21 protein-coding genes are annotated in these 22,981 nt (G+C 38.7%); 8 read left to right on the top strand and 13 right to left on the bottom strand.

Annotation, left to right across the window (positions count from 1 at the left end; translation table 11 throughout):
* Positions 1-8 precede the first annotated feature (8 nt).
* On the top strand, positions 9-329 hold the full coding sequence (locus IFO69_RS20790) for a 2Fe-2S iron-sulfur cluster-binding protein (protein WP_192012080.1): 321 nt from the start codon (positions 9-11) through the stop codon (positions 327-329).
* A gap of 71 nt (positions 330-400) precedes the next feature.
* On the opposite strand, the gene IFO69_RS20785 is transcribed toward IFO69_RS20790, so the two are convergent.
* From IFO69_RS20785 to IFO69_RS20775, 3 genes are read right to left on the bottom strand one after another with little or no spacing between them, the layout of a single operon-like run.
* Positions 401-2,311, bottom strand: a complete 1,911-nt coding sequence (locus tag IFO69_RS20785) for a TIGR00341 family protein (RefSeq protein WP_192012079.1) — start codon at positions 2,309-2,311, stop codon at positions 401-403.
* Positions 2,312-2,325: 14 nt separating this feature from the next.
* Positions 2,326-4,449, bottom strand: coding sequence for a methylmalonyl-CoA mutase (gene scpA / locus IFO69_RS20780; protein WP_192012078.1), 2,124 nt, complete (start codon positions 4,447-4,449; stop codon positions 2,326-2,328).
* Positions 4,446-5,834 (bottom strand): methylmalonyl-CoA mutase family protein, encoded by a 1,389-nt coding sequence (locus IFO69_RS20775; protein ID WP_192012077.1) that lies wholly within the window; start codon positions 5,832-5,834, stop codon positions 4,446-4,448. The genes scpA and IFO69_RS20775 overlap by 4 nt, the downstream gene beginning before the upstream one ends.
* Before the next feature lie 445 nt (positions 5,835-6,279).
* On the opposite strand from IFO69_RS20775, the gene dnaA reads away from it, so the two are divergent.
* On the top strand, positions 6,280-7,707 hold the full coding sequence (gene dnaA / locus IFO69_RS20770; RefSeq protein WP_192012076.1) for a chromosomal replication initiator protein DnaA: 1,428 nt from the start codon (positions 6,280-6,282) through the stop codon (positions 7,705-7,707).
* Positions 7,708-7,716: 9 nt separating this feature from the next.
* Here dnaA and IFO69_RS20765 read toward each other — a convergent pair whose 3' ends face one another.
* From IFO69_RS20765 to IFO69_RS20755, 3 genes are read right to left on the bottom strand one after another with little or no spacing between them, the layout of a single operon-like run.
* A complete protein-coding gene (locus tag IFO69_RS20765; protein ID WP_192012075.1) occupies positions 7,717-8,547 on the bottom strand; it encodes a DUF3298 and DUF4163 domain-containing protein in 831 nt (276 codons plus the stop codon).
* Positions 8,544-9,545 (bottom strand): methylmalonyl Co-A mutase-associated GTPase MeaB, encoded by a 1,002-nt coding sequence (meaB, locus tag IFO69_RS20760; RefSeq protein WP_192012074.1) that lies wholly within the window; start codon positions 9,543-9,545, stop codon positions 8,544-8,546. The genes IFO69_RS20765 and meaB overlap by 4 nt, the downstream gene beginning before the upstream one ends.
* A 26-nt stretch (positions 9,546-9,571) precedes the next feature.
* Complete coding sequence (locus IFO69_RS20755; protein ID WP_192012073.1) at positions 9,572-9,982, bottom strand: hypothetical protein; 411 nt, start codon at positions 9,980-9,982, stop codon at positions 9,572-9,574.
* Positions 9,983-10,036: 54 nt separating this feature from the next.
* Between IFO69_RS20755 and IFO69_RS20750 the strand changes: the two genes are divergently transcribed.
* The 3 genes from IFO69_RS20750 to IFO69_RS20740 are packed head-to-tail and all read left to right on the top strand — an operon-like array spanning position 10,037 to position 11,716.
* A complete protein-coding gene (locus IFO69_RS20750) occupies positions 10,037-10,573 on the top strand; it encodes a CopD family protein (protein ID WP_192012072.1) in 537 nt (178 codons plus the stop codon).
* Between the two features lie 32 nt (positions 10,574-10,605).
* Positions 10,606-11,280, top strand: a complete 675-nt coding sequence (locus tag IFO69_RS20745) for an SCO family protein (protein WP_192012071.1) — start codon at positions 10,606-10,608, stop codon at positions 11,278-11,280.
* Complete coding sequence (locus IFO69_RS20740; RefSeq protein ID WP_192012070.1) at positions 11,264-11,716, top strand: c-type cytochrome; 453 nt, start codon at positions 11,264-11,266, stop codon at positions 11,714-11,716. The genes IFO69_RS20745 and IFO69_RS20740 overlap by 17 nt, the downstream gene beginning before the upstream one ends.
* 5 nt (positions 11,717-11,721) lie before the next feature.
* Here the strand turns inward: IFO69_RS20740 and IFO69_RS20735 are convergent, their stop codons facing one another.
* Entirely contained in the window at positions 11,722-12,189 is a 468-nt protein-coding gene (locus IFO69_RS20735; RefSeq protein WP_192012069.1) for a hypothetical protein, read from the bottom strand.
* Positions 12,190-12,565: 376 nt separating this feature from the next.
* On the opposite strand from IFO69_RS20735, the gene IFO69_RS20730 reads away from it, so the two are divergent.
* Positions 12,566-13,390, top strand: coding sequence for an aminotransferase class IV (locus IFO69_RS20730; RefSeq protein ID WP_192012068.1), 825 nt, complete (start codon positions 12,566-12,568; stop codon positions 13,388-13,390).
* Positions 13,391-13,407: 17 nt separating this feature from the next.
* Here IFO69_RS20730 and IFO69_RS20725 read toward each other — a convergent pair whose 3' ends face one another.
* The 5 genes from IFO69_RS20725 to IFO69_RS20705 all read right to left on the bottom strand — a co-directional run bounded on the left by IFO69_RS20725 (position 13,408) and on the right by IFO69_RS20705 (position 20,406).
* Positions 13,408-13,845 carry a hypothetical protein gene (locus IFO69_RS20725; RefSeq protein ID WP_192012067.1) on the bottom strand — a complete coding sequence of 146 codons (438 nt, stop codon included), beginning with the start codon at positions 13,843-13,845 and terminating at the stop codon, positions 13,408-13,410.
* Between the two features lie 13 nt (positions 13,846-13,858).
* Positions 13,859-15,085, bottom strand: a complete 1,227-nt coding sequence (locus tag IFO69_RS20720; RefSeq protein WP_192012066.1) for an ABC transporter permease — start codon at positions 15,083-15,085, stop codon at positions 13,859-13,861.
* Entirely contained in the window at positions 15,082-15,717 is a 636-nt protein-coding gene (locus IFO69_RS20715; RefSeq protein ID WP_192012065.1) for an ABC transporter ATP-binding protein, read from the bottom strand. Before IFO69_RS20715 ends, IFO69_RS20720 begins: the two co-directional genes overlap by 4 nt.
* Positions 15,718-15,725: 8 nt before the next feature.
* Positions 15,726-16,901, bottom strand: a complete 1,176-nt coding sequence (locus IFO69_RS20710; RefSeq protein ID WP_192012064.1) for a hybrid sensor histidine kinase/response regulator — start codon at positions 16,899-16,901, stop codon at positions 15,726-15,728.
* Between the two features lie 67 nt (positions 16,902-16,968).
* Positions 16,969-20,406, bottom strand: a complete 3,438-nt coding sequence (locus IFO69_RS20705) for a sensor histidine kinase (RefSeq protein ID WP_192012063.1) — start codon at positions 20,404-20,406, stop codon at positions 16,969-16,971.
* Between the two features lie 122 nt (positions 20,407-20,528).
* On the opposite strand from IFO69_RS20705, the gene sucD reads away from it, so the two are divergent.
* Entirely contained in the window at positions 20,529-21,410 is an 882-nt protein-coding gene (gene sucD, locus IFO69_RS20700) for a succinate--CoA ligase subunit alpha (RefSeq protein ID WP_192012062.1), read from the top strand.
* A gap of 68 nt (positions 21,411-21,478) precedes the next feature.
* Here sucD and IFO69_RS20695 read toward each other — a convergent pair whose 3' ends face one another.
* Entirely contained in the window at positions 21,479-22,090 is a 612-nt protein-coding gene (locus tag IFO69_RS20695) for a 2OG-Fe(II) oxygenase (RefSeq protein WP_192012061.1), read from the bottom strand.
* A gap of 115 nt (positions 22,091-22,205) precedes the next feature.
* On the opposite strand from IFO69_RS20695, the gene IFO69_RS20690 reads away from it, so the two are divergent.
* A complete protein-coding gene (locus IFO69_RS20690) occupies positions 22,206-22,973 on the top strand; it encodes a hypothetical protein (protein ID WP_192012060.1) in 768 nt (255 codons plus the stop codon).
* The last annotated feature ends 8 nt before the right edge of the window (positions 22,974-22,981 follow it).

Here is a 22,981-nt window from a genome sequence, read left to right as displayed (position 1 = left end):
TTTGCGGCATGGTAACATTTGAAGTAGAAGATCACGACGGAAACCGTCAATCAATTGAGGCACCTGACGACATGGGCCTGAGCCTAATGGAGGTTCTGAAAGCATCTGAATACCCTGTATTAGCCACTTGTGGTGGGATGGCACTTTGTGCTACTTGCCATGTAGAAGTGTTGGAAGGTAAAGATGGACTTGGTGAAGCCACTGATGTGGAGCTTGACCAGCTGGAAGCATTGCCGGAAATGTTTGACACCAGCAGACTTGCTTGTCAAATCAGAATTAGTGAGGAATTGGAAGGGGCGGTTTTCAAGCTAAGAGGAGAAGAAAATTAAGATTTCCTGTGTATAATTTAAAAAAGGTTGGCAATGCATCATTTTGTCAACCTTTTATTTTTTTGCTCAAATCATTTCATCTTTACACCAATAGTCACTTCCAAGACCACCTCTTCGCCTACCAGCTCTTCAATTTCTTTTTTTATTCTCTCTAGCTCTCCTTCTTTTAGGGCATGCTCTGAAATAATCGTTAGAGAAATGCATATCGGCTGCAAACTCCTAATTTTTACATTCCTGAGTGTCACATCCTCTTCTATATGATAGCCACTTAGATTTTTCAGCAATTTGTTTTCTCTAACCATTTCAGAAAAACCTAGTGCCAAAGGTGCACTGACTCCAACCACCAAAAAAAATGACCACACTAAACCTTTTCTTGCCAATCTAAATGGACTAAAACCAAGGAGAAGAAAAGTAATTGCCGCAGCCAAAATCATCCCTGCCAAGTTTGTCACCAGTAACAACAAGGCACCAAAAAACACAGCCCAATCTCCCCAGCCTAAGCCGATTCCAGACACTGCGAGCGGAGGCACCAAAGCAACTGCAATTGCCACACCTGCTAAGGTTTTTGCGATTTCTTTCTTTGAATGAGCGTAAGCTCCGGCCACTCCTGAAACCGCAGCTACACCCAAATCTAATAAGTTCGGCCTTATCCTCGCAGTAATTTCTTCATTAAGGATATTTAAAGGGGTAAGCCAAGTCAAAAGCACTGCAAAGATATACCCAAGTAATAAGCCAAGTCCTACTGTCTTAAGACTATTTAAAGTCAATCGTTTATCCTGTCTGAGCACTCCCATACTTAAAGAAATTATAGGAGCCATCAAAGGTGCTAAGATCATCGCTCCAATAATCACGGGAGAGGAATCCGAAAACAACCCCAACGTAGCGATAAGCGTGGATAGAACCATCAATACCAAATAACTAGATTTGGGAACTGAATTTTCCCTAAGCTGGGTAAACAGATCTTTAAACTCATCCGTAGTAGCATGGTAGATATATGGAAGTGGCCCTCTTAACAATTCTTCCTTTGCCTCTCCTCTAGGCAAAAGCTGTGTTTTAAAAACTTCTTTATTATTTGCTTCCGCTTCGGTATCTAAATATCTCCCTGGAATAATCCGCAAAGCTTTATTCTTTACCTCTAATTCAATTTCTTTAGCATTTTGAGAAACACCATCCACAGTGTACTCCATAGTCTCTTGACTAGAAATCTTCATTTTACGGGTTCTAATATGCGCTACAAACGGAGGAAGTTTGGGGTTCTTTCTTGATCCGAAAAAGCTTTTCAAACCAAAGCCTATGAGAGACATTACACTTTGTGGAGCCAAAACCAAGTTGTGCATCATGCCATCATCCACAAAACTATCCTCCAAAATCCTCCTGCTCAACAATGAACTTCGACCATGTTGTACTATGACCATTCCTAATGCTGCTGTATTTATCTCATTTTTCTTACCTTCCTTTTCTTCACTTTCATTCTCTTCTTGCGGAATTACAATGGTATATGGATGCAAAAAAACCCTCTTGAACATTCCAAAAAGATTCTTCACTTTCTCCATCAATTGCTTTAGCCAAGACAACTCAGCGGTTCCATACATCACTCCCATAGACTCACCTATGATAACGGTATTGATCACATGATCACCATTCACCAATAACACATCAATCTGCTTTGATGATTCGTTTTCCAGAATATGCTTGACTGACTTTTCCAGATTTGCTCCTATACCAAACCCTTGTCGCCCATGGACCATTTCTGGATGGGGCAAAAAAGCCATGCTCCACCCTTGACTAATAGCGATTTGAACCAACAATTTCAATTTTTTATCACTTAAATAAGTGACCACTAAATCATCCTTTAATAGGGTTAGGTTGAGCTCATTACTAAAAGGAACCTTTGCTTTTAAATGCCCCTTTAAAAGTGGCAAAACCTTTTCCTCAACTTCCTTGGTTAATTTCTCATCGAATAATAATATTAATTCCTTCATAAAGCCTTAAAAAATCAATCCTTCATTAATGTTTGAAGAATCTCAATGGCTGCTTTGGGCAATTCGGTTCCCGGACCAAAGAGAGCCAAAACTCCTTTACTTTTTAGGAACTCGTAATCATGCGGAGGGATTACTCCTCCCGCCACTACTTTAATATCCCCTCTACCTAGATCAATTAATGCTTTAATCAATTGTGGGATCAATGTTTTATGCCCTCCTGCTAAAGAAGATGCACCAACAATATGCACATCATTATCGGCGGCTTGCCTTGCCACCTCTTCTGGTGTTTGAAAAAGAGGTCCAATATCCACATCAAAGCCCATATCCGCAAATCCTGTAGCAATCACCTTTGCCCCCCTATCGTGGCCATCTTGCCCCATTTTAGCAATCAAGATTCTTGGTCTCCTTCCGTCGAATTGCTCAAACTTGTCTGATAATAGAATAGCTTTCTTGACCGCTTCACTATCTCGGAATTCTTTAATGTAAACTCCCGAGACAATGCTTCCACTTGCTTTATGTCTTCCAAATACCTTTTCCATAGCCATTGAGATCTCTCCTAATGTAGCTCTTTTTCTAGCAGCATCCACAGCCAATTCGAGTAAATTTCCAGCCCCACTTTTTGCTGCTTTTGTAATCTCACCCAAGCTTAACAGAACTTTTTCCTCATCCCGAAGCAATTTTATTTGAGTAATTCTTTCTATTTGTTTTTTACGCACTTCCTCATTATCTATCTCAAGGACATCAAAGTCATGATCTTTCTCCGAAACAAATTTATTGACCCCAACAATGATCTCCTGACCACTATCTATCCTTGCCTGCTTTCTAGCTGCAGCCTCTTCTATTTTTCTTTTGGGCAAGCCTGAAGCAAGAGCCTTTGTCATACCTCCCAACCCTTCCACTTCTTGGATAAGTCCCCAAGCCTTTTCAACCAACCGATCTGTCAAATATTCCAAATAATCAGCTCCACAAAGTGGGTCTACATTGCTGGTCAACCCAAGTTCCTCTCTCAATATCAATTGGGTATTTCTGGCAATTCGAGCAGAAAAATCAGTCGGTAAGGCTATGGCTTCATCAAAAGCATTCGTATGCAAGGATTGTGTATGTCCCAAAACAGCAGCTAAGGCCTCCACAGTTGTTCTGGCTACATTGTTAAAAGCGTCGTGTTCGGTAAGTGACCATCCTGATGTTTGACAATGTGCTCTCAGCATAAGGGATTTGGGATTTTTAGCATCAAAGGGTCTCATCAACTTTGCCCATAACAATCTTCCCGCCCTCATCTTGGCTATTTCCATATAATGATTCATGCCAATACCCCAGAAAAAGGAAAGCCGAGGAGCAAAATCATCTATTGCCAAGCCCGCCTTTAAGCCGGTCCTGACATACTCCAAGCCATCAGACAAGGTGAAGGCCAACTCCAAATCGGGTGTGGCTCCAGCCTCTAACATATGGTATCCAGAAATAGAAATCGAGTTAAAAAGCGGCATATTCTTAGCAGTGTATTCAAAAATATCAGCAATGATTTTCATTGATGGCTCTGGAGGATAGATGTATGTATTTCGAACCATAAATTCCTTCAAAATATCATTCTGAATAGTGCCTTTCAACTTATCAGGGCTTACCCCCTGTTCTTCAGCAGCCACAATGTAAAACGCCATTACAGGAATAACCGCGCCATTCATAGTCATGGAAACAGACATCTTATCCAAAGGAATTTGATCAAAAAGCACCTTCATGTCCAACACTGAATCAATCGCCACTCCCGCCTTGCCTACATCTCCTTGCACTCTTGGATGATCAGAATCATAACCTCTATGGGTAGCTAAATCAAAAGCAACAGACAGCCCTTTCTGGCCTGCTGCTAGGTTTTTTTTATAAAACTCATTGGAAGCTTCAGCAGTAGAAAAACCAGCGTATTGACGAACTGTCCAAGGTCTGGTTTTGTACATGGTAGTATATGGCCCCCTTAAAAAAGGAGGGATCCCAGATCCATACTTCACATGCCCCAGTTCCTTGATCTTTTCTGTATCAAAACTAGTCGGCACACTTATCTTACTTGATGTTTCCCACAAATGTCTTGAGGATGTGACTGAATGAATTAAACTTCTGTGCTGACTTAGTTGGTTCAGGTTTGGCCTCATTTTCCTTTCTTACTACTGTTATAAAAAATCAAACTCCTAGAAACAGCTTTTAACTGTTGGGCCGTCTCTTCAAAGTCAAATTCTGACTCAGAGATTTCTTCTTGAATATATTTATTCAAGCCTACCACAATATCCTCACCAGATATCATTCTTGATATTCTCAGTAACCTTACCCTTTTGACTTGGGACTGAATAGTGCCCTTAGCTACCAAGCTTACCCAACCTCCATTACTTTCTATCTCCTTTAATGCTTCTTCTACTTTATCATAAACAGTACCCATAAGGAACAGTGAAAAATAGGAGCCAGCAGTCAAGTCGTTCACTTTATCAAAATGGCCTTCGTATTTAATTAAATTGGACACATTGGATGATATTCTTCGTTCAAAAACCTTTGCACTACCAGAATCATGGGGAAGAATTAATAGTGCATTACATCCACCTTGAATTGCCATCAAACCTTCTGCTGTGTTTCTGACCTTATTATTGTTTGGTTCCATAATATCCTTGGTCCAAACACTTGATGTGGTAAAAAAATAAATAGCATCTGAACTCCAATCTAATCCATAAAGTTTTGCAAGCTGGGAAACCATAACCCTCAGCACTTTCAATTTGGAAATATTCATAAAATAATCCCCCCCCACTGCAGTGAGCAAAAAGAGATTGGAAAAAATATCTCTAGGGGCATTCCCCTTTTCAGTCATGAAATCCATCAACTCTATTAAAGCGGACAAGCCAAATGATAATTCTTGGATGGCGTTTCCTCCTGCATTGTGATAAATAGAAAAATCTAAACACAGCCCCCTAAAAAAAGGAAATTCTTTGGTCATTTGACATACCTTTACTGTTTCTTCTTTTAACTTGAACTGGTCAACATCTTTTTCAAAAAAAAGCAGAAGAAAATCCCATAAAAAACCTCCCTTTAAGTCACTCGGAGACAAACCCTTTACATGGAACCATTTCAAAAAGGACTCTAAAACCATTGTTGGATCTTTCTTGGGTTTAATCCAAATGGAGATATTTTCAGGATGGATATCAGAAAGTAATTCCTCTAAATCTCCATCCCCAGACCACTCCATGACAACTCCCTCAATACCAAAAGACAAAACGGACTGGAATGTAAGTAGGTCATCTTGGTCCAAGTCCACCCAAGAAATATTATCCCAACCTCTTTTGTCCTTATCTTCTCTTTTACCAATATCATAAGCCCTTAACCAATCCCATTTTTCAACATCTTCACTTAACAATACTGGTGGGATAGAAATATCCTCTATTGAATTATGGGACACCAAATCATCAAAATTATTGAGGCGGGTATCCTTTAATGCTTTGGCGATCCATTCCTGTTTATTCAGAGGAAGAAAGCCATAAAAAGATTGTTCAGCCATATCGGGTTTACTAGGTCTTAGAGTTTTTCATTACTTATGAGCACTTTATAAAAATAAGATTTTGCAATTAAAATACCATTTTTCTACTCTTCACTTTAGTGAGTCTAGTTCTTTCAATTATATATTCCTAATCCGACAATATTTTTGTATCTTCCATCTTAAAGACTTAAAAGGATTTGCGAAAATCCAATCCATACGTTTCTCACTTGAAACTAGTGTTTATGACACTAATTGCTTTAAAAACCTCAAATTTTCGCATTCAACAATTTGAAAATACAATAATTTAAATCACATAATTCTCACTAGTAACCGCAATGACATTAACACAAAACACTAGCTAAGTCAAGCAAACTTTGATTTTTAATTTAGATATATTTTCCCCAAATTTGTTGCCCTTCCAAGGTGAAGCGGGACATCTTTAATTCTTTCTTGTAACCTATTTTAAATGAGTTCAGAGGCAAAAGCAGTATGGGACGAGTGTCTGCGTGTCATTGAAGAGCACGTAAATGAACAGAGCTTTTCCACCTGGTTTAAACCTATTAACCCGGTGAGATTGGACGGCTCTGCGTTGACCATTCAGGTTCCCAGTCAATTTTTTTACGAATGGCTAGAAGACAATTATGTGCAAGTGCTCAAACTTGCCATAAAAAACACCTTGGGTCCAAACGGAAAGTTAGAATATGCCGTGGTAGTGGATAGGGGCAATTCCCAGAACCAACCCTATGTCGTAAGCTATCCGCAAGGCAATATCAGCCCCAATAAAAAGAAAAATGCAGACAAGGCTGAACAAGAAAGCCGAAGTCCTTTTGACATGAAGTCACTGGACAGCGATGCCCTTCTTCAGTCCAACTTGAACCCTAATTACACCTTCAATTCTTACATAGAAGGTGACTGTAACCGTTTGGCAAGATCTGCTGGATATGCCGTTGCTACAAAACCAGGAGTTACTTCTTTTAACCCTTTGATGGTCTACGGCGGAGTAGGACTTGGCAAGACTCACTTGATCCAAGCCATTGGTAATGAAATCAAGAACGGCCCCGAAGAAAAGTTTGTGCTTTATGTTTCTTCTGAAAAGTTTGTAAACCAATTCATGGATTCCATCAAAGATGGCAATGTGAAGAGCTTTACAAATTTCTACATGCAAGTAGACGTATTGATTATTGATGACATTCAGTTCCTTGCAGGAAAGGATCGTACCCAAGAGATGTTCTTCCACATCTTCAACCACCTGCACCAAAGTAAGAAGCAGATCATCATGACTTCTGACTGCCCTCCAAAAGACTTAAAGGGACTTGAAGAACGATTACTTTCCCGTTTCAAATGGGGACTGACAGCAGATCTTCATATGCCTGATTTTGAAACCAGAGTAGCCATCATCAAAAGAAAGATGCAATCTGAAGGGATTTATATTCCCGATGATGTAATCGAGTATCTTGCTTATACTGTCGACACCAATATTCGTGAGCTTGAAGGAGTATTGATTTCTTTGATTGCACACGCTTCACTCAACAGGGTGGAAATAGACTTAGGCCTCGCAAAGACGATCATGAAAAACATCGTCAAAGACATCGAAACAGAAGTAGGCATTGACTTTATTCAAAAAACTGTTTCTGACTATTATGGCATCAAACTGGATGACCTAAAAGCCAAAACAAGAAAGAAGGAAATTGTGGTAGCCAGACAAGTCGCCATGTATTTTTCTAAAGAATTTACCAACCATTCATTAAAGTCGATTGGCTATCATTTTGGAGGCAGAGACCACAGTACCGTAATTCATGCTGTACAAACCGTCAACGACCTAATGGAAACGGATACTGCTTTCAGAAATGCCATCAACGAACAAAGAAAAAAATTCAAAATGAGATCATATTAAAAGGGGAAATCAATTCCCCTTTTTTATTGGCCTAACGATTCCTTCCAGTTCCTCCAGAGAAAACCTAAGTTCTGTCTGTCCCATAGCATAAGGACCTATCTCATAACTATTGTAAATCATTACAAAATCCTCTCCTTCATAGCCAATAGCAGCAGGTAAAAAGAATTGTTCATTCTCGTCCAGAAAGAACCTACCATCATCTTTGAGGTTAATTTCTACTTCCACATCATGGTATTCTTTGAACTTTTTCTCAGACAACTCCAAAAGTTCCTGCTTATCCAAGACGAGGTCTTCCTCTTTCAAAAGCTTTTTGTTGATCAAATCAAAATTGAGAAACATTACTGAATGATTGGGATGAGCCCCTCCTGTGAAACTGCTGTTTGAAAAGAAAATAGAAAGCGTCCCATCATCCAACATGCTCACTTCGCTCTCTGTATTATTAAACCACGAGTGGACAGACTCTGGATAATCCCTGCCAAAGTCCACAAAACCATCCAGAAATTTTTCAGCACCTGCCTCAAGGCTATCAACTTGAATCTCCTCCTCTCCCCAAGTAAGGTACATTAACAATTGTTCTTTTATATGAAGATTGATCCAAGAAGTCAGTCCTTCATCCCCATTTTCAAAAATAGGATAAAACATATTTACCTCAGCACAAACACTATCTTCACCAACACAAGCATTTTGAGAAAAATCATCGATTTCATATCTCAAGGATGCTTGCTCTAAAACATGTATCTTTTTTTCTTGACCACTGCTACAAGCCATTACTCCAAAAAATAACAGAGTAAAGCCCAATAAAAATGGTATTTTCTCTACATTCATCACTGCGATTATCATTGTTTTTTTAGAAAGCTCTCAACCAAATTCCTTGCCACAACCAATGGAGAAGAATTACCTTTTTTCACTTCTTCCACCTGTTCTTCCAATCTCTTCTTCACCCTTTTATCTTGATAAAACTGAGCTTCCAAAGCCTGCTGAATATGCGTATAAAACCAACTGACCCGCTGCTCTTCTCTATTTAAATCGAAAAAACCCTGAGCTTTCATCTGATTTTCATAACGTTGAATTAATCCCCATATATCCGAAAGGCCTTTTTGCTCAATGGCAGATACAAGCATCACTTCTGTACTCCAAGGCTTGTTCGGCTTTTTCATTAATTTCACAGTATGTTCAAGCTCCTTTTTTGATATAGTGGCTTCTGAAAGGTGATTTCTATCGGCTTTAGTCACTATGATGGCATCTGCCATTTCCATTATCCCACGCTTTACCCCTTGAAGCTCATCGCCAGAATTAGGCAGAACCAACAGTAAAAAAAAATCAACCATTTCTGTCACCATAATTTCCGATTGCCCTACTCCCACGGTTTCCACCAAAACCACATCATATCCTGCTGCTTCACATAACAATATACTTTCCCTAGTCTTAGCTCCCACTCCTCCCAAAACTTGAGAACTAGGGGAAGGCCTGATAAACACCTCTTCCTTCTTGGACAAGTTTTCCATTCTGGTTTTATCCCCCAATATGCTTCCTTTCGATGCCAGACTACTAGGGTCAATGGTCAATACTGCCACTCGCTTGCCTTTCTCTACCAACAATAAACCAAAATGCTCGATAAATGTACTCTTGCCAACACCAGGCGATCCAGTTATTCCGATCCGAATACTTTTACCCGAATACGAAATGGTTCGATTGATAACTTCATCAGCTAGTTTCTGGTCCTTCTCCAACTTACTTTCTACCAAAGTAATCGCTTTACTCAAAATACTGCGATCTCTGGATAGAAGTCCATCAACATATTCTGAGGCCTTTAATCTATTTTTCGACGCTTGGGACATAAAAAATATTTCTGTGATTTGGTATGCTAATTATTTTCAAAGGGATACTTTCTGAAACTTTCTTCCCCCATTGGCTTCTTTTCAAACTTTCCTACGCAATATTTATCAAAGCGCACATCAAAATAAGGAGGCTCTGACCGTAGCTTTTTAGGGGACTCTTGACTACTCAAAAAGAAAAAAACCTGAGTATTTCCATATTTTGTGTGCGGCATAAGTTCTCCATATTTACTCATTTCCGTCCATAAGGTATCTTCCACTGTTACTGCATAAATTCGCTTAATTGGCCCTGTATTATTCTCATTTCTGTAAAATGCCACTTCTATAAAGTCCATTTTCAAATCTTTCACGCCTGGCTGTGAAATGGTATCACTTACCATCCAAATGACCATGGCCATAACCAATATCCCAATAAAATAAAACAGTCGCTTTGTTTTCATAGTAATCCAAGGTTGTTTAGACCTAAACCATTAATTTAGGGGAAAAATTTCAATATGGGGTTCGAATACATCAAAGCACTGCATATTATCTTCATTGTCACTTGGTTTGCAGGCTTATTTTATATTGTACGACTATTCATCTATCAAACAGAAACCCTGGAAAAATCTCCTGAAGAGCAGAAAATTCTAAAACCTCAACTGGACTTGATGGCTAGGAGATTATGGTTAGGAATCACTTGGCCATCAGCCATCTTAACCTTAATCTTTGGTATATGGACTCTTTCCTATCGTTGGGGATATTTACAAATGGGTTTTATGCATGCCAAGCTTGCTTTTGTTTTTTTGCTATACCTCTATCATTTTGTCTGCCATAAAATTTTTAAAAACCTCCAAGTAGGCAAAACCAAATGGACCTCCACTCAACTAAGGATTTGGAATGAAGCTGCAACAGTTCTGCTATTTGCCATTGTATTCCTAATAGTACTCAAAAACCTCATGGATATGTTATGGGGAGTGGTTGGCTTAGTGGTGTTGAGTGCCCTACTTATGATTGCCATCAAACTGTATAAAAAAAGCCGAACAAGGAACTAATAAAATTATCAAAGCGTAATAAAAATAAAAAAATGCTTAGACACAACCTCATCGTATTTGCCATGCTCTGTTCCGTACTTACCGTATGGAATTGCACCTCAAAACCCCAAGAAGAAGAGGAACTTCCTTATTTGGGCTTCAGTGAAATGGTGGAAATGGAAAAAGAAGTGGATGGAAAAACGGTGATTGATACGGTGTATCACCAAATAGCGGATTTTTCTTTCACCGATCAAGATGGCCATACGATCACCAATGAGGATGTAAATGGCAAAGTATATGTTGCGGACTTCTTTTTCACTACTTGCCCTACTATTTGTCCGATCATGAAAACCCAAATGCTTAGGGTATATGAGAAGTTTAAGGACAACCCCGATTTTCAGATACTTAGTCATTCCATTGACCCAACTTACGACACAGTACAGGTTTTAAAAGATTATTCGGAAAGACTGGGTATAGAGGATGCTTCTACATGGCATTTCCTTACAGGTGACCAGGAAAAAATATTCGAAATTGGCCAAACCAGCTATCTTGCCACAGCCATGAAGGATAAAAACGAACCAGGAGGGTTTCTTCATAGTGGTGCATTTATATTAATCGACAGGAAAGGACATATCAGAGGTGTTTATGACGGAACTGTTAAGGAACAGGTCGACGAACTCATTAAGGACATCCCTAAATTGTTAAACAAGGATGACAAAGGCGTTTAAACTTACCTTTTTTGCCCTACTCTTAGGCCTTCTTAGTAGTTGCAATGATTCGAATAAAAATGGCAATGAGCATTTTTCATTGAATGACATTGAAGACCTAAAAACCAGGCAATACGCTATTGAAGGGCAACTGCTGTATGAGAATTATTGTGCCAATTGTCATCAAAAAGACGGCACAGGCCTAGGTAAATTAATTCCCCCACTCGTAGCTGCAGACTTTCTACTTCATGATGAAGATAGAACCGTTAAAATTATTAGGCATGGGTTAAAAGGGGGAATCACAGTAAATGGAGTGCAGTATAACCAGCCAATGCCCGGAAATCCAAAGCTGACGAATCTTGAAATTGCTGAAATAGCCACTTATGTCTATTGCGTATTCGGAAGAGATGAGAGGCTCATCGATGCAAAAAAAGTGAAACAATATTTAGAAGAATAGTACTCCTATTCTTCTAAATCATCTAGTTGCTTTAAGGCTTCCTTTATGTCTTTATTCACTTTGGTAATTTTGACTTTTTGTTCTTCTAGAACCTTAAACACTTCGTCTTCGGCCATATCATCAAAACTCTTTGGATATTGGTGCATCCAATCAAACATACCATCATATGCATCCCCTAACTGCCCTGCTATCATTCTAAGCTCCTTTACTTTGGAACTTTTTGCAACAGAGTCTTCTCTTTCTAATATTTCAGCTTCCTGTAATAGTCTTTTTTGTGCCGACTTAATTTTCCCCATCTTAGGCATCACTTCATCATGAATAATCATCACCTCTTCAATCATTTTTTCGCGGCTCTTTTTGTCAGATTCGCAAGAAGCCATCATGATAACAACACACAACAAAAGTAACTTATTAGCTTTCAACCACATAGTTTTAAAATCTTTAAATAAGTTTAAATTTGAATAAATAGACATAATTAAACAAATTATATCTTTAAAATATTATATTAATTTTCAATCAACACAATTCACACCCATTCAAAAGCCAACTAAAGCAATCTTGCAAAGTGAGATATCCATATTGAAACATAAGGCCTTAGGAAAACTAATAAATTAATCCACCAACTTATTTTTTTCAAGAAGAGATATACCACAGCCTGATGCCATCCTCTATAATTATATATTTCATGACGAGTAACTTCAGTCCCTATCAAAAAGTGTATTATTGAAGTTAAAAAACTATAAAACTCAACTCTTAGAAACCTTAAGTCGAATGATCGCTTTCGATACAATAGTTATATTTATACCTTAAAGAAATCATACACTTTAACTAAATCAATATTTACTACCTATGAAACCGTTTTGCTTCTCTGTTGACCAAATTACTGAAAGCCCAAAAGCCAGCCTTCACCCTATGGATATAGGACTGATCAGGGGCTATGCAGTTTTTGATTTTTTTAGGACCGTCAATTATACCCCATTATTTTTAGAGGCTTATTTGGACAGATTCATTAAATCTGCTAATAAAGCTCACTTAAATCTTCGGTACGATGCCAAAGAACTTGAAGTAATTATTCTTCAATTGATTAAAAAAAATAATCTTGAACAAGGTGGAATAAGGATGGTGCTATCTGGTGGGGTTTCAGACAACCATTTTTCTCCAGCAAATGGCAGTTTATATATCTTCTGTGAAGAGCTGCTAATGCCTTCCTCAGAAAAATATAACAATGGGGTAAACCTTGTAACGGTAGAATATATCCGACCGATACCCGAAATCAAAACAACAAATTATGCATTACCAGTATTTCTAAGTGCTGATTGGAAAGAGAAAAATGCTGAAGATGTACTTTATCATCATAACGGCCTAATCTCAGAAAGCTCAAGAAGTAATATATTCATGGTCAAAGATGGATTGATCAGCACTCCAAAAAGTAATATTCTCATGGGCATAACCAGAAAAAACATATTGGCTCTTAATGATCAAATCATTGTCACGGACATATCTCTTGAGAAATTGGTGAATGCTGACGAAGTTTTTATGAGCAGCACTACCAAAAGAATCCTTCCCATTACAAGAATTGATGGCAAGCCTATCGGTAAAGGGCAAGTAGGAGTTTATACTAAGGAATTAATGGAAGACTTCAAAGCACTTGAAAACAAAATGGCCCTCATCTAGGAGGGCCATTTTGTTTATCACAATACCAATTCAGCATCCGTTAGGATGTACATTAACTTTTCAGGATCCTTGGCATTAAGTTTAAGCTTTCCTTTCACCCTTACTCTTTTTGAAGTATATTCTATGGGGTCTGTCAGCATAACTTCCATGACTGTTTCTGGGCCACCAGAGCCGCAAAAGAAGCATTCTGCAAGTGGTAAAGATGACAGGATGATATGCTCAGGCTTAAACATTCCCTCAAAGGGAATGATATAGCCATCTGCAAAAACTTCTTTGCCTTCCATTTGCTTCACCTTATCGCTAAAAACCGGTAAGTACAATTCTCCATACTCATCCTCTCCGATTTCATATTTTACTTCAGATAACTCTTTCCAAACACTTTCTTTCTGCTGGGCTTGGGAAATGCCGCATACAGCAATAATAAACAGTGTCAGTAAACTTAATTTCAATCTCATATTATCAGCGCTATTATTTTGTCAGTTGCTTTGCGATATCTGTTCTATAGGCTCCAGAGGCAGGTATAATCGAAGCGACTACACCAACGACCACCGCAAATAAAACGATCCATACCTCTTCTTTTAAAAACACCCAAGGTGTTATACTACTCAATGCTCCTTGTTCTTGACCAATAACCAAAATTGATAAAAAAAGGTGCCCCATCAAAATCCCAACTAAAGCACCAAGACCTGTCAATATAATCCCCTCCAATACGATGTGGAAAAAAAGCTGCTTCTTGGAGGCTCCAATTGTCCTCATTACAGCCAAATCATACTTACGTTCTTTCAACGAATTATAAAGCGCTATAAAAATACTCAAGCCCGCTATAGAAACAATCACAAAAGCCAAACCTTTAATCATTTTAATCCCCACCCCTAAAAGTTCAAAAAGTCTTGAAATTTCGAAAGTTGGGGAAGCTGCTTGAAGAGAACTTCTGCTATTGATAAAGCGAGGCAACTGCACAGCGGCCATTGGGCTTCGGTATTGGATCAATAAAGTCGTTATTTCCCTATCCCCTTCAGTATTTGGAAACCCCTTTGTCGCAACAGGCCTATCCATAGCAGAGTGATCATGCTCATCTTCTTCGTAATGGGTAAACCACACAGACTCTATACTTGTTAAAACCAACTTATCCACCACGCGACCTGATTTTGCCAAAATACCAGTCACCACATAAGCATGATGATCATGCTCATGACTACTGCTTCCAATTCCATGTGATCCCATAAACTTATCTCCAACACCTAGCTGTAGCGCTTTTGCTACATCCTGACCCAAAACTACCTCAAACGGCTTCTGCCAGGCTTTTCCCTTTTCAAACTCCACCTCATACAACTCCAAATAATCATAGTTGGTACCAACTATCCTGTACCCCTCATAGTTATCTCCCAAACTTAATGGGATGGCATTTTTGATCAACCTGTTCCTTGAAACTGCTTTAGCTTCCTTCATGTCAATATTTCCGGTTGGAAAATCAATATGATAGACACTGGATAAAATCAATTGCAATGGACTTCCTTTTGCCCCCACTACCAGATCAATCCCTTTGGCATCCTTATCCATCTGACTTTCAAATTGGTCTTGCACCAACAGCAATACAGCAATAATGGCCAGCCCCAAAGCCAAGAGCAAAATATTAAGCCCAGTATTTAGCGGTTTCGAAATCAAATATTTCCAACTCAGCTTCAGCATATTCATGATACACCTCCCATCAATATATAATTGGAAATATGCTCTTTAACTCTTTGATCATGGGTTACCACTATCAACGCTGACTTCATCCTGCTTGCTTGCTCTTTCAGCATATGGATCACCATTGCTGCATTTTCATCATCCAAGCTTGCCGTAGGCTCATCCGCTAAAATCACTTTGGGATTATTGACCAATGCCCTTGCTATAGAAACCCTTTGAGCTTCCCCTTCACTAAGCGAACTTATTTTAGAATTCTTCTTGTGGGCAATTCCCAAATCATTTAGCATTTTTTCGATTAAGTGCTTTTCACGCTTCTCTGAAAAGTACTGTGCGAGTTGGAGGTTTTCTTCAACCGTAAGTGGAGATAGAATATGTGGCTTTTGGAAAATCACCCCAATATTAGCTCCCCTATATTTATCCAAAGCAGCTCCTTTTAAATCATATATAGATGTGTTGCCAATTTCTACGGTTCCTGATTGTGGTTTTAAAAGTCCTCCCAAAATATTCAACACGGTAGTCTTTCCACTACCTGATTTCCCAAGGATCAATAACTCCTCCCCTTCATCAAGTTTTATATCAGGAATATCAAATTGATGATTTGCATCATATTGGAAACTAATATCCTTCGCTAAAATCATTTGTATAATTATCCTATTGGAATGTTTACAATAAATACGGATCCCTTTCCTGCCTCACTGCTTACATGAATTTCTCCTTTCAACACCTCCACACATTTCTTCACAATAGACAATCCTAGCCCTGAACCTTCTGTGATCCCAACATTCTTCGCCCTGAAAAACCTATCGAAAAGTTGAGATTGTTCTTTGGCAGGAATACCAATACCATCATCCTCAATCGTTGCCTTCATGATTTCATCAGCTACTTCAACCGAAAAATTCACATGTCCATTTTCTTTGGAGTATTTAACTGCATTGGACAAAAGGTTTTCAAAAACCTGATAAAGTAATTCTGTATCTGACTTTATGGTTTTAGGAACATTGTTAAAATGGGTTGAAATGGTCACATTGTTGTCATTATTGGCTTTGACCACATCAAGCACTTCATTAAAGAATGCTGCTGAAAAAAAACGGGAGGGCTTATAATCTATTTTATTGGCATCTGCTTTACCGAAGAATAAAACGGAAGTCAGCAGGCTATTCAAACTCCTGACTGAGTTCTCGATTTTCCTGGAGTGCTTAACCAGTTTTTGCTTCATGGGATGACCTTTCTCCGCATAAATCTGCAAAAGCTGAGCCGAGCTCAAGATAGAAGTAAGTGGAGTTTTAAAACCGTGTGATACATTTTGTACAATCCTGGATTTCAGCTCACCAATCTCTCTTTCTTTTTCCAAAGCCTTCTTCAATTCTTTATTGGCTTCATTGAGATCGGCAGTTCTTTTCCTTACTTTTTCTTCAAGTTCGTTATTTAGTTTTTGAAGCTCTTTCTCCTTTTTGTCCTTGAATATGGCAAGCTCAATCATCATGTTTAACTCACGAATATTGAAAGGCTTGATGACATAAGCACTTGGATTGGTACCCGCTATCTTTTGCAATGTCTCTTCATCCGAACTGGCAGTCAAGTAGACCACAGGGATATCGTACTTTTCATTTATAATCTCAGTGGTCTTGATTCCGTCAAGTTGCCCTCCCAAATTAATATCCATCATCACAAGGTCCACTTGCTGTTCATCCATCAAGTCCAACGCCTCCTCACCTGTCGCAGCTATTCCTAATATTTCATGGTGGTTCTTTTCCAGTGCCTTTTTGAGCAGAAGGGCAGACACATTATCATCTTCCACTATAAGTATTTTCAATGCGAGCATAAATTTTCGTTTATTAGTCTAAAAAGGTGGTTCGTTGTTCAATTTTTCACAATATTAAGAATATTAATTAATTGACGGGCAAAGTCACTACGACTGTTGTTCCTACTTTTTGTTCACTGGTTATTTCAATTGTACCTCCTAACAGTTCAATTAAGTTCTTCGTTATAGATAGACCAAGGCCTGTCCCTTCAAATTTTCTATCATAACCTCCACTTTCCTGCTCAAAAGGCGTATAAATATTAGTAATAAACTCCTTGCTCATTCCAATACCAGTATCCTCTACCCGCAACAATAAATTTTCACTTTCTTTTTTTACACATAATTTAATCAACCCTTCTTCGGAATATTTTATCGCATTGCCTACAATATTATTAACAATCATCTCCAAATACCTTTTATCTACATTCGCAAAGAATGGTTTTGTTTCAAACTTAGCTGTCAAAAGCAAGTTTTTCCTGATGGCCAAGGTTTTAAGTGGAAGTAAAATTTTCGAAAGGAAATCATTTACATTGGTATGCTCATAGAAGACCTCCACCTTGTTGGCTTCGATTTTGGACATATCCAGTATACTATTGATGGTATTGAGAAGTCTTTCACCACTTTCTTTGATGATCTCCAGTTGCGCTATCAGCAAGTGGTTATCAGTATTCTGCAAAATGATATTCTCAGTACTTCCCAAGATCCCATTCAAAGGTGTGCGAATCTCATGGCTCATATTGGACAGAAAGTTGGTCTTGATCCGATTGGCCTCCTCAGCCTTTTCCTTGGCTTCTTTAAGTCCTGCCTCATAAATTTTCTTATCTGTCACGTCTCTAAAGACCAATAATACAATTTCTTCAACTTCATCCTTGGGATTCACTCGAGTAACATAAAGATCTATGTTCTTGTCACCGGAATAAAAAGGCATTAACGCTTCAAAGGAACCTCCTTTCCCCCCACTTTTTTCCAGTAAGGCCACTATTCGGTCTTTGTTTGAATAAAAGTAATTTTCGTCTCTAAATATATCCTTAATGTGACCAACAGCCCCTTCCAAACCTGCCAATTTAGTCAGCGATGGATTTACAGCCATAATATGTCCGTCTAAATTGAGCAAAGCAAACCCATCTCTGGAACTCTCCCAAACATTCCTGAATTGGTCCTCTGCGGTCTTGATAACCTGGTCTTTTTCATCAATGCTTTTTTGGAGAATACCTCTTTCCTTGAACTGGTTGAATAAAATATTTAGCCCAAAGCCAATCATCAAAAACACAAACATGATTAAGCTAATGAACCAAAACTGCATGTAAGTAGGTTTGATAATTGAAAAGTGGCCTGATCGAACTACATCAGATTCAAACTGGCCTCCCAAACTTGCCTTGATGAGCAATCGATAATCTCCGGGAGGAAGGTTGTTGAATTGCAGCTTATTAACCCTTGGATTTTGAATATGCTGCCAATCCGAATGGAACCCTTCCAACATATAGCTAACTGTGAAATTGGTAAGTTCTAAAAAGCTTGTTGCATTAAATTCATACTCAACATTATTATGCTCATATGGAATTCTATCCAAAGTCATGGTGCTGTCTCCCACACCAAGGATATTCATGGAATTGATTGAAACCAAAGGCTTGGCAAATGACGACTCATCCTCTTCAGGAATGAATACCGAAAGGCCATTCTGTGTACCAATCATAATTTTACCGTTATCCCCTTCCACTAAGGCTCCTCTATTGACCTCGCTACCGATAAGTCCGGTATGTTCATCGAAAAATCTCATAGTCCCATTCCCTACTATAGCAACACCATCATCCGTTCCTGCCCATATATTAGAATTTTGATCTTTTAAAATCGCATAAACGGGCCTATCAATATGTTGTCCATTTATTTCTAAAAACTTCAAACTATCACCCTCGTAAACTTTTAGGCCTTCATTTGTTCCAAATATCCTCCTGCCTTCCTTGCCCTCCCAGTCATAACCAACAAAGGCTAGAACAGAGTCATTTTCTAGAACATCCATCTTCTGACTATTGGACTCTCCAAGCATCAAAACCATCTTACCATCTTCCATGAAGTCAATTTTTCTTAACTGCATGACTTCTGAGCCCAAAACTTGATTAAAAAGTGAATCAGTTATATCATATTCAAAAAGGCTTTTGCCTTTCTTGTCAATATCAGACAAAAAGACCTTCTTACCTGCCACTATAAACAAGCTATTTCCCTTAGGAGCCAAATTCATTACAAACGAACTGTCAGGTGCAGCATAAAACTCCAAACTTCCCTTTGACGGATCAAAACGTCCAACGCCTCTCCTTGATGAAGCTATCCAAATAACCCCATTCTTATCCCTATGAAAGCTTGTCACTCTATTTTTTGGCTCACCCGGCTGCCCAACTGCTGTTGATTCTAACAGTACTTTTCCGTTTTTACGAAGTTGGATTCCATTATTAAAGCCATATAAATAATGCCTGTAACCAAGTCTTTCGATAGCTGATACCTCATGCTCCAATAAGCCATCCAATTGGTCGTAATTTTGAAACCTTAAAGTAGGCAAATTGACTGTTCCTCTTACTGTTGCGATCCAAATAATATTCTCCCTATCAACAAAGGCCGAATTGATAAAAAAAGCCTTTAGCTTATCAAAAGTGGTAATTTCAAGTATTTCACCATTATTGGAATTGTACTTGAACAATTGTGAACCAAAAAAATAATAAACTTGACCATTTTTAACTTGCAGTCCATAACGCTTGACACCATCATAAGTCACTTCAGAAAAGCCGGTCGAAATAATCCTTTCAGGAGTTTCAGCAGTCTTCCCGACTGCCAAAAAATCATTTCCTAAAAAATAAAATGAGCTATCTTGTTCATTAAAATGTATAGACCATGGGACATACGGTAAGACCCCTTCACCTATCATTAAAGGAATCAATTCTCTCCCTGTATGCTTTGCCGAATGATTTGAAAATAGAAGATAAAAGTCATCTCCTTTTTCGTCAAAGCAAGCCACACTCTCCAGGCTACCCCACTTATGTAATGGAAAATCATGATAGTCCCATTCGAAAGACTCCACTTTGGAAATAGCAATCACTTCTCCTCTACTAATGATAATACTTTTTTCGTCACCTCTGCCAATAATTGAAATCCTTGTTTTCCCCTCCTTCAATTCCCCTTCCAATGTATAAGGTAACTCAAACCTGCTCCACTTCTCATCAGAGAAATAAAAAACATTCGGCACTCCAATGGTATTGAAAACCCATACTATCCCTTCTTCATCTATCAGAAAATCTACTCCCCTACCAATACTAGACTTCACATTGCCCGGAATCCCATAAGTATTGATCCCGTCGGAATAATAAATTCCCCTTTCAGTAGCAAACCAAACTCTTCCCTTTTTATCTTGGGCAATTGAATAGGCATTCTCGGAAGGCAATTCCAATCCTTTGATTTGCTTGTTCATCTGGAAGGACTGTGAAAACACCATCCGCGCAATGAGGAATGATAAAATAAAAAGGAATCTAGTCTTAGCCATAGTGCAAACCTAAATTAGAAAAAGAATTTGTTCGAGTAAATTAAATTTGACATTGTTTCTCTTTTCTTTTTGTACTAGGCCTTAATCTTTTATTTTTGTATCCGAACTTTAAAAATCGCATCATGAGTGTTTTAGTAAATAAAGATTCTAAAGTAATCGTCCAGGGTTTTACTGGATCTGAAGGTTCTTTCCACGCACAGCAAATGATTGAGTATGGTACTAACTTAGTAGGAGGTGTTACTCCTGGTAAAGGGGGCAGTACTCATTTGGGAAAGCCAGTATTCAATTCAGTAGAAGAGGCTGTAAAAGCAACTGAGGCAGATACATCCATTATATTTGTACCACCAGCTTTTGCTGCTGACGCCATCATGGAAGCTGCTGATGCAGGCATTAAAGTTATCATCGCCATCACTGAAGGCATTCCAGTTAAAGATATGATGGTAGCCAAACCTTATATCAAAGAAAGAGGAGCTACCCTAATTGGCCCTAACTGTCCAGGTGTTATCACCCCTGGAGAAGCTAAGGTAGGAATCATGCCTGGTTTTGTCTTTAAGCACGGAAGAGTTGGTATCGTGTCAAAATCCGGTACATTAACTTATGAGGCAGCCGACCAAATTGCCAAGTCTGGCTTAGGTGTTTCTACTGCCATCGGGATTGGTGGTGACCCAATCATCGGTACATCTACTAAAGAAGCCGTACAATTGTTGATGGAAGACCCTGAAACTGACGCAATCGTAATGATTGGTGAAATTGGTGGCAACTATGAAGCTGAGGCCGCTAGATGGATCAAAGAAGACGGTAATAAAAAACCTGTAGTTGGCTTTATAGCAGGCCAAACTGCACCTCCAGGCCGAAGAATGGGACACGCTGGAGCCATCATAGGTGGAGCTGATGATACAGCTGAAGCTAAGATGAGAATCATGAGAGAAAATGGTATTCACGTAGCAGAATCTCCAGCTGAAATCGGAGACGTGATGGCCAAAGCACTTAATGTAAAAGCTTAAGCCTTGCTTAAAACAAATTCAAATCGCCATCCAATTGAAATTGGATGGCGATTTTGTTTGGCATCATTTCAATATTCAATGTCCCTGAACCAGCCAGTAATACTTATTCTCTCTTTATTAGTGGTCAAAACTTCATGGGGAATTTCCCCACTCAAAAAGACCACTAGCCTTCCTCCTTTGGGATAAACATCCAGTTTTTCTTCTCCCTCTTCCATTGGCAGGTACATCCTCAAAGCGCCTCCATCTTTCTCTGTCCATTCATCATTCAAATAAAGTATTACGGTAACTACCCTATACTTCACATTCTGAAATTGATCAAGGTGCCTTAAATAAAAAGATCCAGGAGGATACATCGCAAAGTGCGCTTCAAAAGACCTTAATCCTAAAAAACAACGCTGGTTAACTGCCCTGCTTAACGCAGACATTAGCTCCCAATATTTTGTCTGCAATAGTGTCAGAGAGGTATGATCCATCCAAAACACCTTATCACTACGAATCTCTGTCTTGACCTTAAAGTTATCGCCCTTACCGACACCAGCCAATCGAAACTGCCCGTGAGAAAGGATATCTTGTTGCTCTTGCAATAATTCCTTTCTAAAGTCGTCTGAAATAAAGTGGTCAGTAATGCACCATCCTTTCTCATACAGTTGGTTTGCTATTAACTCAAACTCGTTTTCCATGCTGGATATTTTAGCGGCAAAAATACGTCAATAATTTTCTAGAAAACCATAATTTTGTACGGAAATATTGAGTAGATAACCACTCAATTAAAATCTTCACTAAGAAACATATAAAATGCTCCTTAAATCCGACGATATTAAAAGAATTGAAATAGATTTCGAATCTGGTGTCATTCCACCTCCATTTAGTCATATTTTTAAGCTTAAGATTAGTTTTGAAAGGGACTTTATCAATACGCAATTTACTGTTCATTACACCGACAGAGAAGAACTATCCGAGGAAGAAATCATTTCGGAAGGCTTTACGCTAGAGGATGACTATGACTTTTTAGGGGAAGTCCCTAAAGTATGGGAGCAGCCATTCAAAACGCTTTACGCAAACACCAAGTGGTCAAACAAGCGAGACTTAGATGAAGACGGTGGAATAAGAATCTTTGCTAAAGATCTTCACGGAAAAATCTCCCGCAGTATCCCTACTAACCAAGATGAATGGCACATGCTGGCACAGGAATTTATCCAAGCAATCTATGAAGTCAATCAAAAAGAAGCGCCCCTGACCATCAGATACCGATCCATAGATAAAGAAACTGTCACAAACTATGTATTAACTGTAAAATTTTCGGTAAGAAAAGTAATAGTTGAAATCAATGACCAGATAACTGAATTAGACTGGGAAGAAAGCCGTAAACTACTGGCTTTCATATACCTTCCTGATTATGACTATGAGGTTGCTTCGGACTCTACACCTAAAAAACGTGGTCAGTACATAGACTGCGGGGATGGACTTTGGCACAAATTTGGCAAAGGTGTAGTTAACCTTGATGAGTCATTTGATGCAATATCAAAAATTCATGAAGGGTTTGAAAACTTAAATCAACTATAAACTTTTAC

The organism is Echinicola arenosa, assembly GCF_014841125.1.
GTDB classification, from domain to species: domain Bacteria; phylum Bacteroidota; class Bacteroidia; order Cytophagales; family Cyclobacteriaceae; genus Echinicola; species Echinicola arenosa.
This window is presented reverse-complemented; position numbering and strand designations above follow the sequence as displayed.

What these genes read in the sequence shown, in the direction of transcription:
- IFO69_RS20790 (WP_192012080.1), top strand. Translation starts at nt 9, where the DNA reads ATGGTAACATTTGAAGTAGAAGATCACGACGGAAACCGTCAATCAATT.
- IFO69_RS20785 (WP_192012079.1), bottom strand. Translation starts at nt 2,311, where the DNA reads ATGAAGGAATTAATATTATTATTCGATGAGAAATTAACCAAGGAAGTT.
- scpA (WP_192012078.1), bottom strand. Translation starts at nt 4,449, where the DNA reads ATGAGGCCAAACCTGAACCAACTAAGTCAGCACAGAAGTTTAATTCAT.
- IFO69_RS20775 (WP_192012077.1), bottom strand. Translation starts at nt 5,834, where the DNA reads ATGGCTGAACAATCTTTTTATGGCTTTCTTCCTCTGAATAAACAGGAA.
- dnaA (WP_192012076.1), top strand. Translation starts at nt 6,280, where the DNA reads ATGAGTTCAGAGGCAAAAGCAGTATGGGACGAGTGTCTGCGTGTCATT.
- IFO69_RS20765 (WP_192012075.1), bottom strand. Translation starts at nt 8,547, where the DNA reads ATGATAATCGCAGTGATGAATGTAGAGAAAATACCATTTTTATTGGGC.
- meaB (WP_192012074.1), bottom strand. Translation starts at nt 9,545, where the DNA reads ATGTCCCAAGCGTCGAAAAATAGATTAAAGGCCTCAGAATATGTTGAT.
- IFO69_RS20755 (WP_192012073.1), bottom strand. Translation starts at nt 9,982, where the DNA reads ATGAAAACAAAGCGACTGTTTTATTTTATTGGGATATTGGTTATGGCC.
- IFO69_RS20750 (WP_192012072.1), top strand. Translation starts at nt 10,037, where the DNA reads ATGGGGTTCGAATACATCAAAGCACTGCATATTATCTTCATTGTCACT.
- IFO69_RS20745 (WP_192012071.1), top strand. Translation starts at nt 10,606, where the DNA reads ATGCTTAGACACAACCTCATCGTATTTGCCATGCTCTGTTCCGTACTT.
- IFO69_RS20740 (WP_192012070.1), top strand. Translation starts at nt 11,264, where the DNA reads ATGACAAAGGCGTTTAAACTTACCTTTTTTGCCCTACTCTTAGGCCTT.
- IFO69_RS20735 (WP_192012069.1), bottom strand. Translation starts at nt 12,189, where the DNA reads ATGTCTATTTATTCAAATTTAAACTTATTTAAAGATTTTAAAACTATG.
- IFO69_RS20730 (WP_192012068.1), top strand. Translation starts at nt 12,566, where the DNA reads ATGAAACCGTTTTGCTTCTCTGTTGACCAAATTACTGAAAGCCCAAAA.
- IFO69_RS20725 (WP_192012067.1), bottom strand. Translation starts at nt 13,845, where the DNA reads ATGAGATTGAAATTAAGTTTACTGACACTGTTTATTATTGCTGTATGC.
- IFO69_RS20720 (WP_192012066.1), bottom strand. Translation starts at nt 15,085, where the DNA reads ATGAATATGCTGAAGCTGAGTTGGAAATATTTGATTTCGAAACCGCTA.
- IFO69_RS20715 (WP_192012065.1), bottom strand. Translation starts at nt 15,717, where the DNA reads ATGATTTTAGCGAAGGATATTAGTTTCCAATATGATGCAAATCATCAA.
- IFO69_RS20710 (WP_192012064.1), bottom strand. Translation starts at nt 16,901, where the DNA reads ATGCTCGCATTGAAAATACTTATAGTGGAAGATGATAATGTGTCTGCC.
- IFO69_RS20705 (WP_192012063.1), bottom strand. Translation starts at nt 20,406, where the DNA reads ATGGCTAAGACTAGATTCCTTTTTATTTTATCATTCCTCATTGCGCGG.
- sucD (WP_192012062.1), top strand. Translation starts at nt 20,529, where the DNA reads ATGAGTGTTTTAGTAAATAAAGATTCTAAAGTAATCGTCCAGGGTTTT.
- IFO69_RS20695 (WP_192012061.1), bottom strand. Translation starts at nt 22,090, where the DNA reads ATGGAAAACGAGTTTGAGTTAATAGCAAACCAACTGTATGAGAAAGGA.
- IFO69_RS20690 (WP_192012060.1), top strand. Translation starts at nt 22,206, where the DNA reads ATGCTCCTTAAATCCGACGATATTAAAAGAATTGAAATAGATTTCGAA.